The organism is Serratia sp. CY81684, assembly GCF_052166595.1.
GTDB lineage: Bacteria > Pseudomonadota > Gammaproteobacteria > Enterobacterales > Enterobacteriaceae > Serratia > Serratia nematodiphila.
The window spans coordinates 1,432,133-1,452,887 of record NZ_JBJNOO010000001.1 but is presented as its reverse complement, the minus strand read 5'-3'; the positions used below and the strand labels follow the sequence as shown (position 1 = coordinate 1,452,887).

Annotated in this window: 20 protein-coding genes; 10 read left to right on the top strand and 10 right to left on the bottom strand. The window is 62.2% G+C overall.

Translation table 11 applies throughout. The features are described 5' to 3' along the window. Positions 1-181: 181 nt before the first annotated feature. Positions 182-1,120 carry a DNA replication terminus site-binding protein gene (tus, locus tag ACJ8QF_RS07215; protein WP_015377774.1) on the top strand — a complete coding sequence of 313 codons (939 nt, stop codon included), beginning with the start codon at positions 182-184 and terminating at the stop codon, positions 1,118-1,120. Here the strand turns inward: tus and ACJ8QF_RS07210 are convergent. The 3 genes from ACJ8QF_RS07210 to ACJ8QF_RS07200 all read right to left on the bottom strand — a co-directional run bounded on the left by ACJ8QF_RS07210 (position 1,110) and on the right by ACJ8QF_RS07200 (position 3,150). After that, positions 1,110-1,478, bottom strand: coding sequence for a VOC family protein (locus tag ACJ8QF_RS07210; RefSeq protein WP_004938508.1), 369 nt, complete (start codon positions 1,476-1,478; stop codon positions 1,110-1,112). The two genes, tus and ACJ8QF_RS07210, sit on opposite strands and share 11 nt — an antisense overlap. Before the next feature lie 90 nt (positions 1,479-1,568). Then, a complete protein-coding gene (locus ACJ8QF_RS07205; RefSeq protein WP_442537393.1) occupies positions 1,569-2,258 on the bottom strand; it encodes a helix-turn-helix transcriptional regulator in 690 nt (229 codons plus the stop codon). 1 nt (position 2,259) lies between these two features. Next, positions 2,260-3,150, bottom strand: coding sequence for a LysR family transcriptional regulator (locus ACJ8QF_RS07200; RefSeq protein ID WP_004938503.1), 891 nt, complete (start codon positions 3,148-3,150; stop codon positions 2,260-2,262). Between the two features lie 103 nt (positions 3,151-3,253). Here ACJ8QF_RS07200 and ACJ8QF_RS07195 point away from each other — a divergent pair, with 103 nt between their 5' ends. Then, on the top strand, positions 3,254-3,919 hold the full coding sequence (locus ACJ8QF_RS07195) for a peroxiredoxin-like family protein (protein WP_442537392.1): 666 nt from the start codon (positions 3,254-3,256) through the stop codon (positions 3,917-3,919). 41 nt (positions 3,920-3,960) lie between these two features. Here the strand turns inward: ACJ8QF_RS07195 and fumC are convergent, their stop codons facing one another. Both fumC and ACJ8QF_RS07185 read right to left on the bottom strand, forming a co-directional pair. Continuing rightward, complete coding sequence (fumC, locus tag ACJ8QF_RS07190; protein ID WP_442537391.1) at positions 3,961-5,358, bottom strand: class II fumarate hydratase; 1,398 nt, start codon at positions 5,356-5,358, stop codon at positions 3,961-3,963. A 230-nt stretch (positions 5,359-5,588) separates the two neighbouring features. Continuing rightward, positions 5,589-5,903, bottom strand: coding sequence for a hypothetical protein (locus ACJ8QF_RS07185; protein ID WP_049188168.1), 315 nt, complete (start codon positions 5,901-5,903; stop codon positions 5,589-5,591). A gap of 478 nt (positions 5,904-6,381) precedes the next feature. Here ACJ8QF_RS07185 and manA point away from each other — a divergent pair, with 478 nt between their 5' ends. Both manA and ACJ8QF_RS07175 read left to right on the top strand, forming a co-directional pair. Continuing rightward, a complete protein-coding gene (gene manA / locus ACJ8QF_RS07180) occupies positions 6,382-7,560 on the top strand; it encodes a mannose-6-phosphate isomerase (protein WP_004938492.1) in 1,179 nt (392 codons plus the stop codon). 141 nt (positions 7,561-7,701) lie between these two features. Then, complete coding sequence (locus ACJ8QF_RS07175; protein WP_049188123.1) at positions 7,702-9,234, top strand: YdgA family protein; 1,533 nt, start codon at positions 7,702-7,704, stop codon at positions 9,232-9,234. Positions 9,235-9,278: 44 nt separating this feature from the next. Here ACJ8QF_RS07175 and ACJ8QF_RS07170 read toward each other — a convergent pair whose 3' ends face one another. Continuing rightward, positions 9,279-10,442 (bottom strand): serine hydrolase domain-containing protein, encoded by a 1,164-nt coding sequence (locus ACJ8QF_RS07170; protein WP_442537390.1) that lies wholly within the window; start codon positions 10,440-10,442, stop codon positions 9,279-9,281. Between the two features lie 103 nt (positions 10,443-10,545). Here ACJ8QF_RS07170 and ACJ8QF_RS07165 point away from each other — a divergent pair, with 103 nt between their 5' ends. Then, complete coding sequence (locus ACJ8QF_RS07165) at positions 10,546-11,454, top strand: LysR family transcriptional regulator (protein WP_021505436.1); 909 nt, start codon at positions 10,546-10,548, stop codon at positions 11,452-11,454. 26 nt (positions 11,455-11,480) lie between these two features. Here ACJ8QF_RS07165 and blaSRT read toward each other — a convergent pair whose 3' ends face one another. Continuing rightward, positions 11,481-12,617, bottom strand: a complete 1,137-nt coding sequence (gene blaSRT, locus ACJ8QF_RS07160; protein WP_031300463.1) for an SRT/SST family class C beta-lactamase — start codon at positions 12,615-12,617, stop codon at positions 11,481-11,483. Positions 12,618-12,823: 206 nt separating this feature from the next. Here blaSRT and ACJ8QF_RS07155 point away from each other — a divergent pair, with 206 nt between their 5' ends. Beyond that, positions 12,824-13,705: a LysR family transcriptional regulator gene (locus ACJ8QF_RS07155; RefSeq protein ID WP_004938477.1), complete on the top strand. Its 882-nt coding sequence runs from the start codon at positions 12,824-12,826 to the stop codon at positions 13,703-13,705. Here ACJ8QF_RS07155 and ACJ8QF_RS07150 read toward each other — a convergent pair. Next, positions 13,702-14,733, bottom strand: a complete 1,032-nt coding sequence (locus tag ACJ8QF_RS07150; RefSeq protein WP_442537389.1) for a Mal regulon transcriptional regulator MalI — start codon at positions 14,731-14,733, stop codon at positions 13,702-13,704. The two genes, ACJ8QF_RS07155 and ACJ8QF_RS07150, sit on opposite strands and share 4 nt — an antisense overlap. A 223-nt stretch (positions 14,734-14,956) precedes the next feature. Here ACJ8QF_RS07150 and malX point away from each other — a divergent pair, with 223 nt between their 5' ends. Together malX and ACJ8QF_RS07140 are read left to right on the top strand one after the other, a co-directional pair. Next, positions 14,957-16,576: a maltose/glucose-specific PTS transporter subunit IIBC gene (malX, locus tag ACJ8QF_RS07145; protein WP_442537388.1), complete on the top strand. Its 1,620-nt coding sequence runs from the start codon at positions 14,957-14,959 to the stop codon at positions 16,574-16,576. Next, entirely contained in the window at positions 16,569-17,750 is a 1,182-nt protein-coding gene (locus ACJ8QF_RS07140; RefSeq protein WP_442537387.1) for a MalY/PatB family protein, read from the top strand. Before malX ends, ACJ8QF_RS07140 begins: the two co-directional genes overlap by 8 nt. Positions 17,751-17,782: 32 nt before the next feature. Here ACJ8QF_RS07140 and ACJ8QF_RS07135 read toward each other — a convergent pair whose 3' ends face one another. Next, the gene (locus ACJ8QF_RS07135; protein ID WP_261125391.1) at positions 17,783-18,151 is read right to left on the bottom strand and encodes an NUDIX hydrolase; all 369 of its coding nucleotides are present in this window, start codon (positions 18,149-18,151) and stop codon (positions 17,783-17,785) included. Next, the gene (locus ACJ8QF_RS07130) at positions 18,148-18,744 is read right to left on the bottom strand and encodes an NUDIX domain-containing protein (protein ID WP_015377759.1); all 597 of its coding nucleotides are present in this window, start codon (positions 18,742-18,744) and stop codon (positions 18,148-18,150) included. Before ACJ8QF_RS07130 ends, ACJ8QF_RS07135 begins: the two co-directional genes overlap by 4 nt. A 97-nt stretch (positions 18,745-18,841) precedes the next feature. Between ACJ8QF_RS07130 and ACJ8QF_RS07125 the strand changes: the two genes are divergently transcribed. Next, positions 18,842-19,597: a DeoR/GlpR family DNA-binding transcription regulator gene (locus ACJ8QF_RS07125; RefSeq protein WP_442537386.1), complete on the top strand. Its 756-nt coding sequence runs from the start codon at positions 18,842-18,844 to the stop codon at positions 19,595-19,597. Between the two features lie 136 nt (positions 19,598-19,733). Continuing rightward, a complete protein-coding gene (gene add / locus ACJ8QF_RS07120; protein WP_004938457.1) occupies positions 19,734-20,732 on the top strand; it encodes an adenosine deaminase in 999 nt (332 codons plus the stop codon). Positions 20,733-20,755: the final 23 nt, after the last annotated feature.

Here is a 20,755-nt window from a genome sequence, read left to right as displayed (position 1 = left end):
ATCAATGAATCAAACCCCTACCAATGCAAAGTCTATTTCGCGCCCTGCTGTAGAAGGCCCTCTGGCGTATTTTTCGCTGACAAGCCGGGTGGCCAGTGAAGCCGCTCCCTCTTCGTTTGCCGATGTTGCCCCCAGTCGGCCACTCTTCTATAGTATGTTGTAACTAATATGGGAGTGTGCGATGAGCAGATACGATGTGATTGGCAGAATGAACGCCTGCTTTAACGAGCTGGAGCAGGCGCTCGGCGCGTTGCAGCAGCAGATCGCCCCGCTGCGGTTGCTGGCGGCGCGGGTGTTCAGCCTGCCGGAGGTTGAAAAAGGCCAGGAACATCAGGCCATTTCGCATATCGCGGTCGAGCAGCATGTGGGGCAAGCGGCGCGCGATCTGGCGCTGGAGCATTATCAGCGGCTGTTCATTCACCACAACCGGGAGAATGTCAGCAGCAAGGCCGCCGTGCGCCTGCCCGGCGTCATCTGTCTGGCGGTGGAGCAACCGGAGTATCAGGCGCTGCAAACGCAGCTGGCGCTGATCAACCGCCTGAAGGGCGAACTGGAGCAGATTATCACCGTCGATTCCGGCCTGGCGCCGGAGCAGCGTTTCGAGTTCGTGCACACCCATCTGCACGGGCTGATTACCCTCAGCGCCTATCGCACCCTCACCGCCCTGACCAATCCCGACTCCGTGCGCTTCGGCTGGGCCAACAAGCACATCATCAAAAACGTCAAGCGGGACGACATTCTGGCGCAGCTGGAGAAAAGCCTGAAAGCCGGCCGCGCGGTGCCGCCGCACAGCCGTGAACAGTGGGCCGCCCTGGTCAGCCGTGAGATCGACGACGTCAGCCGGCTGCCGCAGCAGGCGACGCTGAAGATCAAACGGCCGGTAAAAGTGCAGCCGATCGCCCGGGTGTGGTATCAGCAGCAGCAAAAACAGGTGCAGCACCCCTGCCCGCTGCCGCTGATCGCCCTGTGTCAGGTTGAAAGCGGCGCCGCGGTGCCGAAGATCGGCGAACTGCTCAACTACGACGCCGAGGCGGTGAAACACCGTTACAAACCCGACGCCAGGCCGCTGCGGCTGCTGGTGCCGCGTCTGCACCTGTATACCGACGACGCTACTCGCTGAGGGCATACACCCGCAGGCGATGGCCGTCCGGATCTCGCGCCACGAAGGTATAACCGAACTCCATCTCGGTCGGCGTTTGCTCGATAGTCAGCCCAAGCTCACGCCACTGGTTATAGCGCGCCTCCACTTCTTGCGGATCCTGGCATAAAAAGCCCAGTTCACCGCCGCCGCCGGTCAGCGTGGCGGCGGGTTTTACCCCCTGTTTGGCCCACATCCCCAGCTTGAAGCCGTTGTTGAGCACGAACAGGGCAAAGCCGGGCGAAAGCTCCACCGGCGCCTGCCCCAGCAGGCGTTGATAAAAGGCGGCGCTGTTGAGCGGGTTGTCGACGTAAAGCAGGGTCATGCTGGGAAGGGTCATCGGTCTGTCCTTTGGGTGATGGGAACCGGCCGGTTCCCGATAGGCACAGACTAAGGCGCGCGACTGACAGTTTATGGCAGCAGCGTGCCGCTATTGCTCCGCAATGCCCTCGCTGAGGCGCCACTCTTTCAACAGCCGCCGCCGGCCACGCGGATAGCGCTGTTCAAGCGGCGTGGCGGCCTGAATGCGATCGAGACGAAAATGGCGAAAGGCCTGACGCAGCTCGCACCAGGCGACCAACATCTGAAACTGATCGAAAAAACCCAGCGCAAAGGGCCACAGCAGGCGTTCGCTGCGCTGCCCCGCCAGATCGAGGTAGTCGATATGCAGTTTGCGCTCGCAGCGGATGGTGTCTCGGATCAGCACCCGCATCTCATCCGCCACCGGCGGTGCCTGAACCGGCGCGATAAGCAGCGTATTGGCCTCCAGCTCCTCCCGCAGCGCCGGCGGCAGCACCGCGGCGATCTTGGCCAGCGCCTGACCCGCCGCGCTCGCCAGTTGGCTGTCGCCGCGGCGGCTGACCCAGCGCATCCCCAGCACCAGCGCTTCTGTCTCCGCCGGCGAGAACATCAGCGGCGGCAGCATAAAGCCGGGGCGCAGCACATAGCCGACGCCCGCCTCACCGGCGATTTCCGCCCCCTGCTGCTGCAGCGTGGCGATATCGCGGTACAGGGTGCGCATGCTGATGCCCAGCGTCTGCGCCAGCGCATGGCCCGCCACCGGATAACGGTGGTTGCGCAGCAGCTGCATCAGATCGAGTAAACGTTGTGCGCGCGACATATCACGGCTCCCTGCATAGCGTGGTTTGGACAAAATCGGCAAAGGCCCGCGCCTTGGCCGAAACGAAATGGCCGCCGGGGAACACCGCCCACAGCGCCAGCGGCGGCAGTTGCCAGTCCGCTAATACCGCGATCGCCGCCCCGCTTTGCAGCTCGCTGCGAAACAGGCCTTCGCTGGCGACGGTCGCACCAAAGCCCGCCAGCACCAGCTCGCGTACGCACTCCGCCGCGTTGACCCGCATGCGCCCCGGCAGCCGCAGCGCGCGCTGCTCTTCTCCGCGGCTGAAGCGCCACTGCTCGCCGCCGCCACGGCGATGGTAAATCACCATCTCGTGCTGCAACAGATCTTCCGGCCGCTGCGGCATACCGGCAGCGGCAAAATAGCCGGGCGTGCCGATCACGCATTGCTTTACCTCACCCAGCTTGCGGGCGGTAAAACCGGAATCCTCCAACTCGCCAACACACAGGGCAATATCGATGCCCTCTTCAATCAGCGAGAGATTGCCGTCATCCAGCAGCAGATCAACGTGCAACCGTGGATTGGCGCGCATAAACGCCGTCAAATCAGGCAAGGGAACGATGCGGGCGAACACCGCCGCCGAAGCGACCCGCAACCGGCCGCTCAGGGTCTCGCCGGCGCTCTGCACCAGCGCTTCCGTCTCCGCCAGCTCGTTCAGGATACGCCGGGTGCGTTGATACAGCTGCTGTCCCGCATCCGTCGGCTGCAGGCCGTGGGTCGAGCGCAGCATCAGGCGCGTGCCGAGCTGCTGTTCCAGCCGCGCCACCGCTTTTGAGACCGCCGGCTGCCCCACGTGCAGCCGCCGCGCCGCCGCGGTAAAGGAGCCGCTCTCGTAAACGCAGGCATAGGTTTCGTAATCGGCAAATTTACCCATGGCATTCCTTGTTGGAATAACGGTTAGCATTTATTGCAGTCTACACGCGCCATTTTGGAATGGGCAAGATAAGCGCTCCCCCTCATTCCCGTCAGGAGAACGCATGACACTGCAAGACAAACTCGATGCCTTCAAAGCGGCATTCGAGGCCGACCAACTGCCGTTCAAACTCGCGGCGCAAGATCACGCGCTGATGCGTGAGGCTATCCAGGCGCAGATCGCGTCGGGCATGGCCGAACGCGCCCTGAAGGTCGGCGACGCCGCGCCCGGCTTTACGCTATCGGACAGCGAAAACCGACCATGCTCTTCCATGGCGCTGTTGGCAAAAGGGCCGCTGGTCGTCAGTTTCTATCGCGGGATCTGGTGCCCTTACTGTACGCTCGATCTGCAGGCGCTGCAGGCCGCATTGCCCGCCATCACGCAGTACGGCGCACAGCTGTTGGCCGTTTCGCCGCAGAGCGCGGTGCATAGCCGCCAGGCCGCGCGCGATCACGATCTCACCTTTCCGTTGCTCAGCGATGCAGGCAACCGTCTGGCGGCCCAGTTCGGCCTGCGTTACCGCCTGCCGGACGCGCTGATCGCCCTGTATCAACAGCGGCTCGGCCTCGATCTGGCGCAGTTCAACCAGGATGACAGCTGGACGCTGCCGCTGCCGGCGCGATTCGTCATCGCCCGCGATGGCCGTATTGTCTACGCCGAAGCGCACGCCGATTACACCCAGCGGCCGGAGCCGCAGGCGCTGTTATCGGTGCTAGAGATGTTGGCTTGAAAAGACGGGGCGCAACCGCGCCCCATTTAGGCATGACGTCATTATTTCTGCATGCTGCCGACCATCGCTTCCGGCCGCACCCACTCGTCGAACTGCGCTTCGGTCAGGTAGCCGAGCTTCAGCGCCGCGGCTTTCAGCGTCAGCCCTTCCTTGTGCGCTTTCTTGGCGATTTCCGCCGCCTTGTCATAACCGATATGGGTATTGAGCGCCGTCACCAGCATCAGCGATTCGTTCAGCAATTGGGAGATGCGATCGCGGTTCGGTTCGATGCCCACCGCGCAGTGCTCGTTAAAGCCCTGCATGCCGTCGGCCAGCAGGCGAATCGACTGCAGGTAGTTGTGGATCACCATCGGGCGGAACACGTTCAACTCGAAGTTGCCGGAAGCGCCGCCAATGTTCACCGCCACGTCGTTACCCAGCACCTGAGCGCACAGCATGGTCATCGCTTCGCACTGGGTCGGGTTGACCTTGCCCGGCATGATGGAGCTGCCCGGCTCGTTCTCCGGGATCGAAATCTCACCAATGCCGCAGCGCGGGCCGGACGCCAGCCAACGCACGTCGTTGGCGATCTTCATCAGCGAAGCCGCCAGCCCTTTCAGCGCGCCATGCCCTTGCACCAGCGCATCGCAGGTCGCCAGCGCTTCGAACTTGTTCGGCGCCGTGACGAACGGCTGATGGGTCAATTCCGCCAGCGCTTTAGCGACGCGCACCGCGTACTCCGGATGGGTGTTCAGGCCGGTGCCGACCGCCGTGCCGCCCAGCGCCAGCTCGGCAATGTGCGGGATACTGTCCTCGATGTGTTTCAGATTGTGCGCCAGCATCGCCGCCCAACCGGATATCTCCTGCCCCAGGGTCAGCGGCGTGGCGTCCTGCAGATGGGTGCGGCCGATTTTGACGATGTCGCGGTAGGCTTCGGCCTTGTCGCTCAGCGTCTTGTGCAGCACTTTCAGCTCGGGGATCAGGTGTTCGCGCAGCGCAATCACCGCCGCCACGTGCATCGCGGTGGGAAACACATCGTTGGAGCTCTGACTTTTATTGACGTCGTCGTTCGGGTGCACCTTGCGCTCTTCACCGCGCACGCCGCCCAGCAGCTCGCTGGCGCGGTTGGCCAACACTTCGTTCATGTTCATGTTGGTCTGGGTGCCGGAGCCGGTTTGCCAGATTGACAACGGGAACTGGTCGGCATGTCTGTCCGCCAGCACTTCGTCGGCGGCGTTGATGATGGCGGCGCCCCGATCGGCCGGCAGCAGCCCCAGATCCACGTTCACCTGCGCGGCGGCGCGCTTGGTCAACGCCAGCGCATGGATCAGCGCGGTCGGCATCTTTTCGGAGGAAATACGGAAATGCGCCAACGAACGCTGGGTTTGCGCGCCCCACAGCTTGTCGGCCGGTACTTCGATGGGGCCCATAGAGTCTTTTTCGATACGAACGCCTGCCATCACGATCTCCTTAGCATAATTCCTAAAATTGTAGGGTTAGGCCGACGCGCTACCCCCCGTCGGCATGCACTCCCAGTATAGTGACATAATAACTATTCGCATTAAGAGAGTTATCTCACAGCACGTTTCATCTCTTTTACCCATTAACGACGCGGTTATTTTCCGCCGGTTAACCCGCGGTGAAATAAACGGCCGGGAATGAGCCTGGAGAATAAAAATCTGGATAACCATTAACGCGGATGACGCGAATTAAAATTATTGATGCGCTGCGCCTGTAAATGATTGAGCTCATCGATCCGTTGCTGCTGCAGATGATTGATCTCGTCGTAGGCGTCCTGCCGTTCATGATGCCGATACGCCCCGGTCGCCGCCGCACCGGCGGTGAGTGCCAGCGGATGCGCCACAGCCGCGACCGGCGCGGGTGTAACGACGATCGGCGCCGGCGCGATCACCACGGTGCGTGGCGCCGCGTAGGGATAGGCGACAATCACCGCCGCCTGGGTGGCGCTGGTGCAAAGCCCCAATAGCAACAACAGTTTTTTCATGCAACAGACCTCTTGTTTCGTTAAATCGACGTGTTGGCCGTTACGGTAAACGGGTCTGCCGCGCAGGTTTAAGCTCAGCGTGTGATTGCCCGGCGCAGCGCGAAAATAATAATTAAGGGAATGGCTCAGACGGTAAAAAATAAATTCAGCCGACATAGTTTGACATGCTAAAAAAATAAATAATGACGCAGAATGACCAAGCTATCGGCAATAATTCCGCTGGGCCAAAGAATAATCGATCGGCGGGTTTTCCGGGTCGCCTTGAGGCCTGCGCGCCAATTGAGACGCCGATCGTTATCACGCTATACTTTGGCCCCGTTGCCGGGCGCGACGTTATCCGGCGTTTTTTTGATCGCGCCCATGATTTTTCCTGCCGACGCGGGCGTAGGATAGGTGTCGGCACAGATTTAGTTCACCGTATAAAATCAGTAGGTTATTGTCATCCAGTGCGACAATGACGTTAAGGACGTTTATCGACATGCAAAAAATGACCAACGCGGTACAGAATTACGCCTGGGGCAGCCACGATGCGCTGACCCGTCTTTACGGCATCGCCAACCCGGATAATCAGCCGATGGCCGAACTGTGGATGGGCGCCCATCCCAAGAGCCCTTCCCGCGTGCCGGGCGCCGACGGTGAACTGCGTTCGCTGCGCGATCTGATCAACGAAGACCAGCCAAAACAGCTGGGCGCCAACGTCGCCAGCCGTTTTGGCGAGTTGCCGTTCCTGTTTAAAGTGCTGTGCGCCGATCAGCCGCTGTCGATCCAGGTCCACCCGAGCAAAGCGGCGGCCGAAGTCGGCTTCGCGAAAGAGAACGCCGCAGGCATCCCGCTGAGCGCCGCCGAACGCAACTACAAAGATCCCAATCACAAGCCCGAGCTGGTGTTCGCCCTGACGCCGTTCCTGGCGATGAACGGTTTTCGCGAACTGGCCGATATCGTTTCCCTGCTGCAACCGATCGCCGGCGCGCACCACGACATCGCCGCCTTCCTGCAACAGCCGGACACCGCGCATCTCGCGACCCTGTTCGCCAGCCTGTTGACGATGAGCGGCGAACAAAAATCGCTGGCGCTCGGCGTGCTGAAAGCCGCGCTCAACAACCAGCAGGGGGAACCCTGGGATACCGTGCGCTTCATCGCCGGCTTCTATCCGGACGACAGCGGTCTGTTCTCACCGCTGCTGCTGAACGTGGTGCAGCTCGCGCCGGGCGAGGCGATGTTCCTGTATGCCGAAACGCCGCACGCCTACCTGAAAGGCGTGGCGCTGGAGGTGATGGCCAACTCGGATAACGTGCTGCGCGCGGGCCTGACGCCGAAATTCATCGACGTGCCCGAGCTGCTGGCCAACCTGCAGTTCCGCCCGCAACCGGCTTCCGGCCTGCTGACCCAACCGGAGCAACGTGGCAACGAGCTGTTCTTCCCGATCCCGGTGGAGGATTTCGCCTTCTCACTGCACGATTTGACCGCCGCACCACAGGCGCTGGCACAGCGAAGCGCCGCCATCGTGTTCTGCGTCGCCGGCGAAGCGACGCTGGAGAAATCCGGGCAACGCCTGACGCTCAAACCGGGCGAATCCTGCTTTATCGGGGCGTTCGAATCCCCGGTCAACGTCAGCGGCAGCGGCCGTATCGCCCGGGTTTATAACCAGCTGGCCTAACCGTTGATAAATTTCAGCAAATTGCTTGCTGAAAGCGAGAGCTACCCCCACAATTAAACGCCTGCGGGCGTTTTTTGTCGGCCCCTATTTGCCCCTCCCATGCAACGGAGGGTGATAAGAAAAAAAGGATGAAACAGAGCTATGAAAAAATCGTTAGTCGCTGTCAGCGTCATTGTCGTTCTTGGCGCAGCATGGACCGGGGCATCCTGGTACACCGGGAAACAGATCGAGCAACACATGGGCGAAGTCGTCGACAACGCCAACGGCCAACTGAAAGCCTACCTGCCGAAAGCCGGCGTCAAGCTGAGCTATGAAAATTACCAGCGCGGCCTGTTCAGCAGTAAAGTGCGTTATGTGCTGCGTTCCGACGGCACGGATACCAGTGAAAATGCGGCGCTGAAAGCCGGTGAAGAAGTGGCGTTCCTGGAAACCATCGATCACGGTCCGTTCCCGTTCGCGCAGCTGAAAAAATTCAACCTGCTGCCGAGCATGGCGTCGGTGCATACCGAGCTGGAAAACACCCCGGCGGTGAAAGGCCTATTTGAAACCACCAAAGGCAAATCGCTGTTTACCGCCGATTCGCGCATCTCGTACAGCGGCGATACCGCGTCCACCATCGACTTTATCCCACTGGACTACCAGAAGGATAAATCTTCGCTGAAATTCAGCGGCGCCACCATTGACGCCGATGTGTCCCGCGATCTGAAAAAATTCGCGCTGGACGCCAATAGCGACACTATCGTGTTCGCCAGCCCGAATGAATTCGGCCAAAACGAGCAGATCACCTTCCAGGGCTTCAACCTGAAAGGCAACAGCAACGAAAGCAAGTTCGGCGTGAAGCTCGGCGATCAGACGATGACGCTGAAGCAGTTCAAACTGACGATCGACGGTAAAGATACCGTGGCGTTGGACGGTTTCAATCTGGTGAGCAAGTTTGGCGAGCAAGGCAGCAGCAATATCGGCGGCCAGATCGACTACACCATGGACGCGCTCAAGGTGCAGGGCAACGACTTCGGCGCCGGTAAACTGACGCTGAAAATCGACAACGTCGACGGCAAGGCGCTGAAAGACTTCTCCGACAGCTACAACCGCCAAACCATGGCGCTGCTGCAGCAGGGCGAGAACCTGGATCCGGACGTCTACGAACAGCAGACCTCCGAGATGCTGCAAAAGAACCTGCCGCTGCTGCTGAAAGGCAACCCGAGCCTCAGCATCGCCCCGCTGAGCTGGAAAAACAGCAAGGGTGAGAGCGTCTTCACGCTGGATCTGGCGATGACCGATCCGAGCAAGGCCGCCTCCCCGGCACAATCGCCGGATCAGCTGATCGCTCAGGCGGTTAAAAAGCTGGATATCAACCTGACCATTCCGGAAGCGATGGCTACCGAAGTGACCGCGAAGACCGCCTTGTTGCAGGGTTATAATGCGGAAGACGCGCAGAAACTGGCGCAGCAGCAAGTGCAGGGCCTGGCGGCCATGGGTCAGATGTTCAAGCTGACCACCCAGAAAGACGGCGTGATCGCGAGCAAGTTCCACTACGCTGACAATCAGGTTGACCTGAACGGCAACAAGATGTCGCTGCAGGAGTTCATCGGCCAGTTCGCCATGCTGGGCGCCCCGGCGGAAGACGCTGAACCGGCGCAGGAAGCGGAACCCGCTCCGGCACCGGCGCAGTAATCGCCTGAAAACCTGACAAGGGCCCCCTGCGGGGCCCTTTTTATTTACCCCTGCAGCGCCGCATACACCGCATCGCGGATCTGCTGCGGGTAGCGGCCGCACATGCCCTCAAATGCGGTATTGCTCAAGACAACCACACTCAGCTGCGCCTGTGGATCAAAGAACCAGCTGTGGCCGTAAACGCCGCCCCAGGTCAGGGTACCGGCATGCTGCGGCGTCTGCGCGGCGTCTGGATCCACCAGCAGCGCGCCGCCAAAGCCGAAGCCCCAGCCCGGCCCTTGCGTTTGCGCCTCGGCGCCGACGTGCGGACTGCGCAGCAACGCCACCGTATCCGGCTGCAACATGCCCTGCCCGCCGCTGCGCAGCGCCTCCACCAGCCGCAGCACGTCGTCGGCATCACCGACCATGCCCGCGCCGCCGGAGGGATAGGCTCCGGCGTTAAGCGCGCGCGCCGGCGAGAACGTCACTTCTCCCCCCGCCATGCCTTCCGGCAAGGCGATCCGCACGCCTTCCGGCATGCGCCGCGGCCCCTGCGGCGTATTGTAATAAGGCGTCGCCAGGTTCGCGGCGTCCGTCGCATGGAATGCGGTGTTGCCAAGCCCCAGCGGCTGCGCCACCCATTCGACAAACAGTTGCGGCAGCGACATGCCCGTCACCCGCTCCAGCACCGCGCCAAGCACATCGATCGCCAGCGAATAATTGAAGCGCTCCCCCGGCGCCGACAGCAACGGCGCCTGCGCCAACAGCCGCAGGTTTTGCTCCAGCGTCAGCGTCGACAGCTCCACGCCGTCCTGGATCCCCAACTGATGGTAAACGCCCGCCGGCGGTTGGTTCAGCCGATAGTCCAGCCCGGCGGTATGGCTCAGCAAATGACGAATGCGGATCGCCGGGCGGCGGCCATCGGCCAGCGCCGGGGTAAACCACGGCAGCCAGTCGCTGACTGCATCGTCCAGGCTCAGCTTGCCTTGCTCAATCAAACGCAGCGCCGCCAGCGTGGTATAGGGTTTGGAGACCGACGACAGCCGAAACTGCGTTTCTCGCCGCATCGGTTGCCGCGCTTCGCGATCGGCATAACCGGCCGCACCGGCGTAGCAAATTTCACCCCGCCGCGCCACCAGCACCACGCTGCCGACGATGCGCCCTTCGGCCATCGCCTGTTGATCGATCGCCGCGATCCGTTCTGTTAACGCCTGTTGTATTGCCGACATGATTTTAATCTCTCTGAGGGAAAGTAAAAATCAGTCTAAAACGTTCTTCATAAATTAAAATAAGGCATAATTTAATGAATCATTAAGCACAGGTTATTGATAGATGAGTTCACTCCTGCAACTGCTGCCCTATTTCGAAGCCGTGGCACGCCTGGGCAACTTTACCCGCGCGGCCAGCCAACTGGGCGTCACGCCGCCGGCGGTGTCGCAAAACATTCAGGCGCTGGAGAATCAGCTGGGAGTGCGGTTATTTCACCGCACCAGCCGCTCGGTGCGCCTCAGCGACGAAGGCCGGTTGTTCTATCAGAAGGTATCGCCGGCCATGGGCCAGATCGATGTGGCGGCGGACGATGTGCGCGCCCTGGGCGCACAGCCGGCAGGCCTGCTGCGCATTACGCTGCCGCAGTTGGCCGCTTCGCTGCTGGTGATGCCGCATCTGGCGGCGTTTCAGCGGCGCTATCCCGAGGTGCAGCTGGAGCTGTTTACCGAAGACCGCTTTTCCGATCTGGTGCTGGGCAGTTTCGATGCCGGCATTCGCATGCACGCCATGCTGCAAAAGGACATGATCGCCGTGCCGATCGATAACGGCCAGCGCCGGGTGCTGGTCGCTTCGCCTGACTATCTGGCGCGCTGCGGCGCACCGGCCACGCCGGACGATCTGCTCGCGCACCATTGCCTGCGCTACCGTTTTCCCGGCAGCGGCAAACTGGAACCCTGGTATTTCAGCCTGGGCGACGATGAACGCGCGCTGGACGTCAGCGGCAGTTTGATTTTTAACGAAGACAGGCTGATCAAGGATGCGGCGTTGGCGGGGCTGGGTATCGCACAGCGTTTTCAGGGCACGGTGTTGCAGGAGCTGGCACAGGGGCAACTGGTGGAAGTGCTGCCGGGTTACGCCAGCGAAGCATCGGGATTTTTCATCTACTTCCCCGCCGGCAGACATCTGCCGCTCAAACTGCGCGCCTTTATCGATTTCATGCGCGAGCAACGTGAACGGCAGCATCGGTGGTAGGGGCGCCCCGCCGGCGCCCCTGATTGTCAGCGCTTCTCCAGCGCCTGGATGATGCGATAAGTCGCCTCGACCCGATCGTCGTTCGGGAACCATTTGTTGGCCAGCATCACCACGGCGATATTCTTCGCCGGGATGAACACCGCGTAGGTGGAGAAACCGCCGGTAGAGCCGGTTTTGTTATACCAGCCGGCGCGCAATTCCGGCTGCGGCGGCGTGATGGCGGTAGCCGGCGTGCCGTTCATGATCATCCCGGCGTTGTTGCCCTCGATCAAACGCGACAGTTTCACCGGATACGGGTAGTTCTCCCACATCAGATCCTGCGTGAACGCGCCCGCCTTATAATAGCCGACGTGCGTCCCGGCCAGCGCGTCGCGCCACGGCTGTGCGACCTTCACCTGCTGCAGGTTGGCGTCCAGATAGCGAATCAGATCGCGAGCGTTGGACTTGATGCCGTAAGACTCGGCGTCCAGCGGGCCGGGATTGACCCGCACCGGCTTATCGTCCTTGTTGTAACCCTGCGCATAGTTGGCCATCTGCGCCGCCGGCACCTGAACGTAGGTGTGGCTCATGCCCAGCGCCGGCAACATCCCCTGTTCCATCGCCTGGATAAACGGCTGGTCGAGGCTTTTGGCGGCGATCATGCCCAGCATGCCGATACCGAGATTGGAATAGACGCGGTAGCTGCCCGCCGGGTGTTTCGGCTGCCAGGCCCGGTAGTAGGCCATCAGTTGGGCGTTGTCGGTCACGTCGTCCGGCACGAACAGCGGTAGGCCGGAGGTATGCGTCGCCAGATTCAGCAGGCTGACGCCGTCGAAGGCGCTGCCGCGCAGCTCGGGCAGGTAGCGGCTGGCCGGATCGTTGAACGACAGCTTACCCTGCTGCTGCGCATAGACCGCCAGCGTCGCGGTGAAGGTTTTGCTCAGCGAGCCCACTTCGAACAGCGTCTGCTCGGTGATCGGTTTGCCGGTCTGCTTCGAGGCCACGCCATACGGGTAAATCTGCTGTTTGCCGTCAACCGACACGGCGATCGCCATGCCCGGCACGCCATATTTTTTCATCAGCGGCTGAATAACGGCGTCGATATCCTGCTGCTGTGCGGCCTGTGCGGTCGGCAGGATCAGCGCGGCGATCAACGCGGCCGCCAGGCGGTTCATTTTCGTCATGATAGAAGCTCTCAGGTTGCAGGGCATCGGCCGCGGCCAAAAGTTTTTATTGGCGTTATGCACGGCGCTTTCCCTGGTTGATGATGTCATTCCTTTACGGCTGCCGCGACGCTCTCAGCAGCCGCGCCAAATATCGGATTTTGCCGCCGGGTTGACAAGCGATAATAATTTCAGCCAGCATAAAGAAAAACTTATGGCTATCGACAATGCGCAATCGACTTCCCCTCAACGCCCTGCGGGCGTTCGAATCCTCCGCCCGCCACCTGAACTTCACCCGCGCCGGCCTGGAGCTGCGCGTCACCCAGGCCGCCGTCAGCCAGCAGGTACGCATGCTGGAAGAACAGCTGGGCATTCAGCTGTTCCGCCGCCTGCCGCGTGGCCTGGATCTGACCGAAGAAGGCCAGGCGCTGCTGCCGGTGTTGAACGACGCCTTCGACCGCATCGAGGCGGTGCTGCAACAGTTCGAAGGCGGGCATTTCCACGAGGTGCTGACGGTGGCGGTGGTCGGCACCTTCGCCGTCGGCTGGCTGATGCCGAGGCTGGCGGCGTTCCGCACGGCGCACCCGTTTATCGATCTACGGGTGCTGACCCACAACAACCTGGTCAATCTGTCGGCCGACGGCATGGATTTCGCCATCCGCTTCGGCGAAGGCCTCTGGCCCGCCACCTGCAATATCAAGCTGTTCGACGCGCCGCTGACGGTGCTCTGCCCGCCGGCGGTCGCCGCGCGCCTGCGCACGCCGCAGGATCTGCAGCACGAGCAGCTGATGCGCACCTACCGCAAGGATGAATGGGAGCGCTGGTTCACGGCTGCGCAGGTGACGCCGTGGCGGATCAACGGCCCGGTGTTCGACTCGTCAAGACTGATGGTGGAAGGCGCGCTCCAGTGCGACGGTGTGGCGCTGGCGCCGGTCAGCATGTTCCGCCGCGAACTGGCCGCCGGCGTGCTGCAGCGGCCGTTCGCCGCCGAGGCCGCGCTTGGCGCCTATTGGCTGACCCATTTGAAGTCGCGGGATCTGACGCCGGCGATGAAAACCTTTATCGGCTGGATCCGCCGGGAGGCGGAAGAGGAACTGCGGCGGGATTAGGCGGAGCCGCGCCGGATCAGCGTCGGCGGCAGAATGACGTTCTGCGCCGACAGGTCGGCGTCGCCGATGCGCTGCAGCAGGCGTGCGGCGGCGCTGCGCCCCACTTCCCGCGCCGAGCTGGAGACGAAGGTCAGCGGCGGCTCGGTCAGCTCGGCCTCCGGCACGTCGCCGAAGCCGATCAGCGCCACCTGCCGCCCGTAGTAAGCGTCAACCCCGTCCGAGCCGATGCTGCGACCGCTGCGCGTCAGACCAAAATAGGCGCCCAGCGCCACCGAAGCCTTGTGGCAGACGACAGCGGTAATGTTCGGGTAGTGGCGCAGCAGCTGTTCCGCCGCTTGCGCCGCCTCACGCTGCCGGCAATCGCACTCGACGATCCATTCACTGCGAAACGGCAGGCCGTACTGCACCAGCGTGGCGCAAAAGCCGCCCAACCGCTCGGCACGCGTCAATGAGTCGCTCTGGCCGCCAAGGTAGGCGATTTGGCTGTGGCCGCGTTTGATCAAAAATTCGGTGGCCAGTTTGGCGGCCTGCATGTTGTCCGGCCGCACCACGTCCACCCCATCGAGACCGCTGGAGCGCGCCACGCACACCAGCGGCACGCCCTGATCGGCCGCCTTCTCCTTCAACCCAGCCGCCGCGCGAATGCCGCCGGCCAGCACGATACCGTCGACGCCCTGCGCCAGCAGCGCGTCAAACGCCCGCTGCAAGCCCTGGCCGTCGCGCCCGCTCTGGGTTAAAAACAGCAGTTTGTCGTGCGCCTCCAGCGCTTCGCTCAGCCCGGCGGTCATTTCGGCATAGAAGGGTTCGCAAATGTCGCGCAGAACGAGGCCGATCACCCCGGATTCACCGCCGCGCAGCGTCGCCGCCTGACGATTGCGCACGTAGCCCAGCTGCTCTATCGCCTGATTGACCTTCTCGACGGTGGTCGGCGAAATCCGCCCCTTGCCGCTCAACACCAGGGAAACCGTGGTGACCGACACGCCCGCCTGCTGCGCCACATCGGTGATGGTGATTTTTTTGATGCTCATAGTCTCTGCGAACCCGTTCCTGGGCAACCCGCGCCGTAATGATCAAGGGTATACCGAATCCGTTAGCTCAGTAAAACGTTTTACTGCCTGCCGCATTGTCGCCAAAAACCGGGCGGCAGATTTGTGATTGGTGGCGCATTTTTGCTAGGTAAAACGTTTTATCTTCTTTTTACCTAATCAACAGTCCCCTTTTTGCTCGTCTTTTCGCCAGGAGAAGTCGGTTATGTCAGCAGCCAACAAACCCAAAATCACCCTCTGGGAGTTCTTCCAGAGCCTGGGCAAAACGTTCATGTTGCCCGTCGCCTTGCTCTCTTTCTGCGGCATCATGCTGGGGATCGGCAGCTCGCTGAGCAGCCGCGACGTGATCACCCTGATGCCGTTTATCGGCCACCCGATCTTCCAGCTGATCTTCACCTGGATGAGCAAGGTAGGCTCCTTCGCCTTCAGCTTCCTGCCGGTGATGTTCGCCATCGCCATTCCGCTGGGCATGGCGCGCGAAAACAAGGGCGTCGCCGCGTTCTCCGGTTTCGTCGGCTTCGCCGTGCTGAATCTGGGCACCAACTTCTACCTGACCGCCGCCGGCGTGCTGCCCACCAGCGATCCGCTGGTGCTGAAAGCCAACAATATCCAGAACATCCTCGGCATTCAGTCGATCGATACCGGCATCCTCGGCGCGGTGATCGTCGGCATCATCGTCTATCGCCTGCATGAACGCTTCCACACCATCCGCCTGCCGGACGCGCTGGCGTTTTTCGGCGGCACGCGCTTCGTGCCAATCGTCACCACCGTGGTGCTGGGCCTGTGCGGCCTGGTGATCCCGCTGATCTGGCCGTGGTTCGCCGCCGGCATCACCGGGCTAGGCTGGGTGATCAACAGCGCCGGCGCCTTTGGCCCGATGCTGTTCGGCACCGGTGAACGCTTGCTGCTGCCGTTCGGCCTGCAGCACATTCTGGTGGCGCTGATCCGCTTTACCGAGGCGGGCGGTACGATGGAGGTGTGCGGCCACAGCGTCAGCGGCGCCCTGACCATCTTCCAGGCGCAGCTCTCCTGCCCGACCACCACCGGCTTCGCCGAGAGCGCCACCCGCTTCCTGTCACAGGGTAAAATGCCGGCGTTCCTCGGCGGCCTGCCGGGCGCGGCGCTGGCGATGTACCACTGCGCTAAACCGGAGAATCGTCACAAAATCAAAGGGCTGTTGATTTCCGGCGTGGTGGCCTGCGTGGTCGGCGGCACCACCGAACCGATCGAATTTTTGTTCCTGTTCGTCGCGCCGTTCCTGTATCTGATCCACGCGCTGCTCACCGGGTTGGGCTTTACCGTGATGGCGCTGCTGGGCGTGACCATCGGCAACACCGACGGCAACATCATCGACTTCGTGGTGTTCGGCATTCTGCACGGCACCGCCACCAAGTGGTATCTGGTGCCGGTGGTGGCCGCCGTCTGGTTCGTCGGCTATTACGCCATTTTCCGCTTCGCCATCCAGCGCTTTAACATCAAAACGCCGGGCCGTGAGAGCGACAGCGCCGTCAGCCAAAGCGCGCCGAGCGGCGCGGTGGGCAAATCCGGCTACAACGTGCCGGCGATTCTGGCGGCCCTCGGCGGCCCGGGCAACGTTATCACGCTGGACAACTGCATCACCCGCCTGCGCCTGTCGGTCAACGACATGAGCCGGGTGGACGACGCGGCGCTGAAGGCCAACCGCGCCATCGGCGTAGTGCATCTCAACGACCATAATCTGCAGGTGGTGATCGGCCCGCAGGTGCAATCGGTGAAAGATGAATTAGACTCACTGATAGTCACGGCGCAACCTGCCGCGGCGCTGCAGGGAGCCACCCATGTTTGATTTCTCCACCCCGATCGACCGCCACGGCACCTGGTGCACCCAGTGGGACTATATCGCCGATCGTTTCGGCAGCGACGACCTGCTGCCGTTCACCATCTCCGATATGGATTTCGCCACCGCACCGTGCATTCTCGAGGCGTTGCAGCAACGCCTGCAGCACGGCGTGCTGGGCTACAGCCGCTGGCAGCACGAGGATTTTCTCGGCGCGCTGCGCCACTGGTATCTGCAACGTTTCAACGTCGCCATCGACACCGCAACGGCGGTGTACGGCCCTTCCGTTATCTACATGGCGGCGCAGCTGATCCGCCAATGGTCCGTACCGGGCGACTATGTGGTGACCCATACCCCGGCCTACGACGCCTTCTACAAGGTGATCCTCGCCAACCAACGCCAGCTGTTGGCCTGCCCGCTGCACAAGGCCGGCGACGACTGGCGCTGCGACATGGCGCACCTTGAGGCGTTGCTGGCGCGGCCGCAAACCAAGATCCTGCTGCTGTGCAGCCCGCATAATCCCACCGGCAAAGTGTGGCGCCGCGACGAGTTGCAGCAGATGGCCGAACTGTGCGAGCGCCACGACGTGCGCGTCATCAGCGACGAAATCCACATGGATATGGCATGGGGGGAACACCGCCATATGCCGTGGAGCCAGGTGGCGACCGGCGCCTGGGCCTTGCTGACCTCCGGCTCCAAGAGTTTCAATATCCCGGCGCTGACCGGCGCCTACGGCTTTATCAGCGATGACGCCAGCCGCGAAGCCTACTTCCAGCAGCTCAAATCCCGCGACGGCCTCTCCTCGCCGGCGGTGCTGGCGGTGGCGGCGCACGTGGCTGCCTATCGCCACGGCGAACCCTGGCTGGACGCCCTGCGCGACTATCTGCAGGATAATCTGAGCTACGTCGCCGAACGGCTGGAGCAGGCGTTTCCCGCGCTGGGCTGGCGCCCGCCGCAGGCCACCTACCTGGCCTGGATCGATCTGCGGCCGCTGGCCGTAGACGATCGGGCGCTGCAGCAGGCGCTGATTGAGCGCGAAAAGGTGGCGATCATGCCGGGCTTTACCTACGGCGAGGAAGGCCGCGGGTTCCTGCGTCTCAACGTCGGCTGCCCGCGCGGCAAGCTGGAGGCCGGCATGGACAAGCTGATCGCCGGGTTGAGGGTGGTGCTGGGCGAGAAATAACGCGAGGGGGCGAGCCTCTGCCCGCTCCTCGGTTACGCCTGAACAGACGGAATTTCCTCCAGATGACGATAGACCGTCAATCCCCTTTCGTTAGCCAACCGCACGTCGTTATCGGCTCCCGCAGATGCCCCTTCGATGCGATACACCGCCTGACACTGCGCAATCAGCCGATGGGCCACCGGGTAAAGAAACGCCTCGCTCACCGCATCGCCAACCTGAGTGGAGCCTGCCGCCGCCGCCAAAGGCAGCGCCAGCCACTCGCCGATCACCGGCACGTGTCCCCGCAGGTAAACCGCCAGCGCCGCCTGTTCCAGGCGCGCCAGATTGGCGGCGATACGCTGCGGATCGCCATCGGTGCCGCTGCGATAGGGGCCGGCGATCAGGATTTGTTGTGCTTTCATCGTTCTTCCTCCAACGTCCGGTTCAAGGCGACAAACTGCAGCAGCATGATGGTCTTGGCGTCAACGATCGCGCCCTGACGAATCGCCTGCAGGGCCTGCGCCAGCGGCAGCTCGATCACCTCCAGATCCTCGCCCTCCGCCGCCACCCCACCGCCCTCATTGACGCGATCGCCCGCCTGATATTCACCGACGAAAAAGTGCAGCTTCTCGGTGACCGAACCTGGGCTCATGTAGGCTTCAAACACTTTCTCCACGTTCTGCACGAAATAGCCGGTTTCCTCTTCCGCTTCGGCTCTGATGCGCGCCTCCGGCGACGCGTTGTCCAGCAGCCCGGCGGCGGCCTCAATCAGCATGCCGTCATGACCGTTGACGAACACCGGAAAGCGGAACTGGCGCGTCAGGATCACCGTCTGCGCCTGCCGGTTGAACAGCAAAATCACCGCGCCGTCACCGCGATCGTAAGTCTCACGGCTTTGCCGCTGCCAGACGCCGTCGCGCCGCAGAAAATCAAAGGTGGTTTTTTTCAGCAGGTACCAGTCATCGGACAACACCCGGGTTTCGACAATGCGAACTCGGTCTTTGGTGGCTATCATCGGTTTACTCCGCCAGAGGAAGGAAATTGATACTATCGTGCAGTTTCGTGTATGATCAAGATATTTCGTGCAATGCAAATTTGAGGGAAAAATGGCCATGTTGACCAGCCAGCGCAAGAAAATCATCCTGGAGAAACTGGCTCAGGACGGCCAGGTGTTGGCCAAGCAGCTCAGCGAGCTGTTCGGGCTGTCGGAAGACACTGTCCGGCGCGATCTGCGCGAACTGGACGCCGAGGGGTTGCTGCAGCGGGTGCACGGCGGCGCCCTGCCGGTTTCATCCGCCATCGCCAGCTTCGCCGAACGCAATCAGTTGGAATCCGGCGCCAAACGCGCGATCGCCAAAGCGGCGGCGGCGCTGATCGCCCCAGGCCAAGTGGTGATCATCGACGGCGGCACCACCTCCGCCGAGCTGGTCAGGCAGCTGCCGCTCAGCCTGAACGCCACCATCGTCACCCACAGCCCCAGCGTCGCCGTGGGCCTGGCCGATCATCCCACGGTGGAGGTGATCCTGATCGGCGGCCGGTTGTACAAGCATTCGATCGTCAGCGTCGGCGCCGCCGCGGTGGAAGCGATGTCGCATATTCGCGCCGATACCTATTTTATGGGCGTGACCGGCGTGCACCCCACTGCGGGGCTGAGCACCGGCGATCTGGAAGAGGCCTACATCAAGCGCGCGCTGGCGGCCCGCGCGGCGGAAACCGTGGTGCTGGCTTCCGCCGCCAAGCTTAACGCCGCCTCGCAGTATGCGATCGGCGATATTACGCTGGCGCACACCATCATCGTTGAGCGGGCTACCGATGACGCGCTGATCGCGCCGTTGCAGCAGGTGGGCGTCAGCGTGTTGAAAGCCTGATTCACGACGATAATGCGATACACCTCGCATTATTTGTGATGCAAGTCACTTTTTTATGCAACGAGATGGCAAGTTTCATTCATTTGTTTTTATACTGTTCTGCACTTTACCTACGATAAATTAGCGAGTGCCCAGCATGATCGATCCCCGCCTACCGCTTACCGACATTCACCGCCATCTCGACGGCAACATCCGCGCGCAGACCATTCTCGACCTCGGTCGCCAGTTCAACCTCACCCTGCCGGCCAACGATTTGGAGAGCCTGCGCCCGCACGTGCAGATCACCCACGCCGAACCGGATCTGGTCAGCTTCCTGCAGAAACTGGACTGGGGCGTAGCGGTGCTGGGCGATCTGGACGCCTGCCGCCGGGTGGCCTACGAAAACGTCGAGGACGCCGCCAACGCCGGCCTGCACTACGCCGAGCTGCGTTTTTCCCCTTACTACATGGCGATGAAGCATCAGCTGCCTGTCGCCGGCGTGGTGGAAGCGGTGATCGACGGGATCCGCTCGGGCTGCCGCGATCGCGACATCGACATTCGCCTGATCGGCATCATGAGCCGCACCTTTGGCGAGGCCGCCTGTTTGCAGGAGCTGGAAGGATTGCTGGCGCACCGCGACGGCATTACCGCATTGGATTTGGCGGGCGATGAGCTGGGCTTCCCCGGCAGCCTGTTCCTCAACCACTTCAACCGCGCGCGCGACGCCGGCCTGCGCATCACCGTGCACGCGGGCGAAGCCGCCGGCCCGGAAAGCATCTGGCAGGCGATCCGCGAGCTGGGTGCCGAACGTATCGGCCACGGGGTAAAAGCGGTTGAAGATCCGGCGCTGATGGACTTCCTGGCGGAACACGGCATCGGCATCGAATCCTGCCTGACCTCCAACATCCAGACCAGCACCGTGCCGTCACTGGCGCAGCATCCGCTGGCCACCTTCCTGCGCCATGGCGTGCTGGCGTCGATCAACACCGACGATCCGGCGGTTCAGGGCATCGAGATCGAGCATGAATACCGCGTCGCCGCGCCGCAGGCCGGGCTGACGCCGGCAGAAATCCGCACCGCGCAGGAAAACGGCCTGAAGCTGGCCTTCCTCAGCGAGCAGGAAAAACAGGCGCTGCGCGCCAAAGTTCAGGGCTAATCTCCCCAGGCGCCAAACGGCGC

What these genes read in the sequence shown, in the direction of transcription:
- tus (WP_015377774.1), top strand. Translation starts at nt 182, where the DNA reads ATGAGCAGATACGATGTGATTGGCAGAATGAACGCCTGCTTTAACGAG.
- ACJ8QF_RS07210 (WP_004938508.1), bottom strand. Translation starts at nt 1,478, where the DNA reads ATGACCCTTCCCAGCATGACCCTGCTTTACGTCGACAACCCGCTCAAC.
- ACJ8QF_RS07205 (WP_442537393.1), bottom strand. Translation starts at nt 2,258, where the DNA reads ATGTCGCGCGCACAACGTTTACTCGATCTGATGCAGCTGCTGCGCAAC.
- ACJ8QF_RS07200 (WP_004938503.1), bottom strand. Translation starts at nt 3,150, where the DNA reads ATGGGTAAATTTGCCGATTACGAAACCTATGCCTGCGTTTACGAGAGC.
- ACJ8QF_RS07195 (WP_442537392.1), top strand. Translation starts at nt 3,254, where the DNA reads ATGACACTGCAAGACAAACTCGATGCCTTCAAAGCGGCATTCGAGGCC.
- fumC (WP_442537391.1), bottom strand. Translation starts at nt 5,358, where the DNA reads ATGGCAGGCGTTCGTATCGAAAAAGACTCTATGGGCCCCATCGAAGTA.
- ACJ8QF_RS07185 (WP_049188168.1), bottom strand. Translation starts at nt 5,903, where the DNA reads ATGAAAAAACTGTTGTTGCTATTGGGGCTTTGCACCAGCGCCACCCAG.
- manA (WP_004938492.1), top strand. Translation starts at nt 6,382, where the DNA reads ATGCAAAAAATGACCAACGCGGTACAGAATTACGCCTGGGGCAGCCAC.
- ACJ8QF_RS07175 (WP_049188123.1), top strand. Translation starts at nt 7,702, where the DNA reads ATGAAAAAATCGTTAGTCGCTGTCAGCGTCATTGTCGTTCTTGGCGCA.
- ACJ8QF_RS07170 (WP_442537390.1), bottom strand. Translation starts at nt 10,442, where the DNA reads ATGTCGGCAATACAACAGGCGTTAACAGAACGGATCGCGGCGATCGAT.
- ACJ8QF_RS07165 (WP_021505436.1), top strand. Translation starts at nt 10,546, where the DNA reads ATGAGTTCACTCCTGCAACTGCTGCCCTATTTCGAAGCCGTGGCACGC.
- blaSRT (WP_031300463.1), bottom strand. Translation starts at nt 12,617, where the DNA reads ATGACGAAAATGAACCGCCTGGCGGCCGCGTTGATCGCCGCGCTGATC.
- ACJ8QF_RS07155 (WP_004938477.1), top strand. Translation starts at nt 12,824, where the DNA reads ATGCGCAATCGACTTCCCCTCAACGCCCTGCGGGCGTTCGAATCCTCC.
- ACJ8QF_RS07150 (WP_442537389.1), bottom strand. Translation starts at nt 14,733, where the DNA reads ATGAGCATCAAAAAAATCACCATCACCGATGTGGCGCAGCAGGCGGGC.
- malX (WP_442537388.1), top strand. Translation starts at nt 14,957, where the DNA reads ATGTCAGCAGCCAACAAACCCAAAATCACCCTCTGGGAGTTCTTCCAG.
- ACJ8QF_RS07140 (WP_442537387.1), top strand. Translation starts at nt 16,569, where the DNA reads ATGTTTGATTTCTCCACCCCGATCGACCGCCACGGCACCTGGTGCACC.
- ACJ8QF_RS07135 (WP_261125391.1), bottom strand. Translation starts at nt 18,151, where the DNA reads ATGAAAGCACAACAAATCCTGATCGCCGGCCCCTATCGCAGCGGCACC.
- ACJ8QF_RS07130 (WP_015377759.1), bottom strand. Translation starts at nt 18,744, where the DNA reads ATGATAGCCACCAAAGACCGAGTTCGCATTGTCGAAACCCGGGTGTTG.
- ACJ8QF_RS07125 (WP_442537386.1), top strand. Translation starts at nt 18,842, where the DNA reads ATGTTGACCAGCCAGCGCAAGAAAATCATCCTGGAGAAACTGGCTCAG.
- add (WP_004938457.1), top strand. Translation starts at nt 19,734, where the DNA reads ATGATCGATCCCCGCCTACCGCTTACCGACATTCACCGCCATCTCGAC.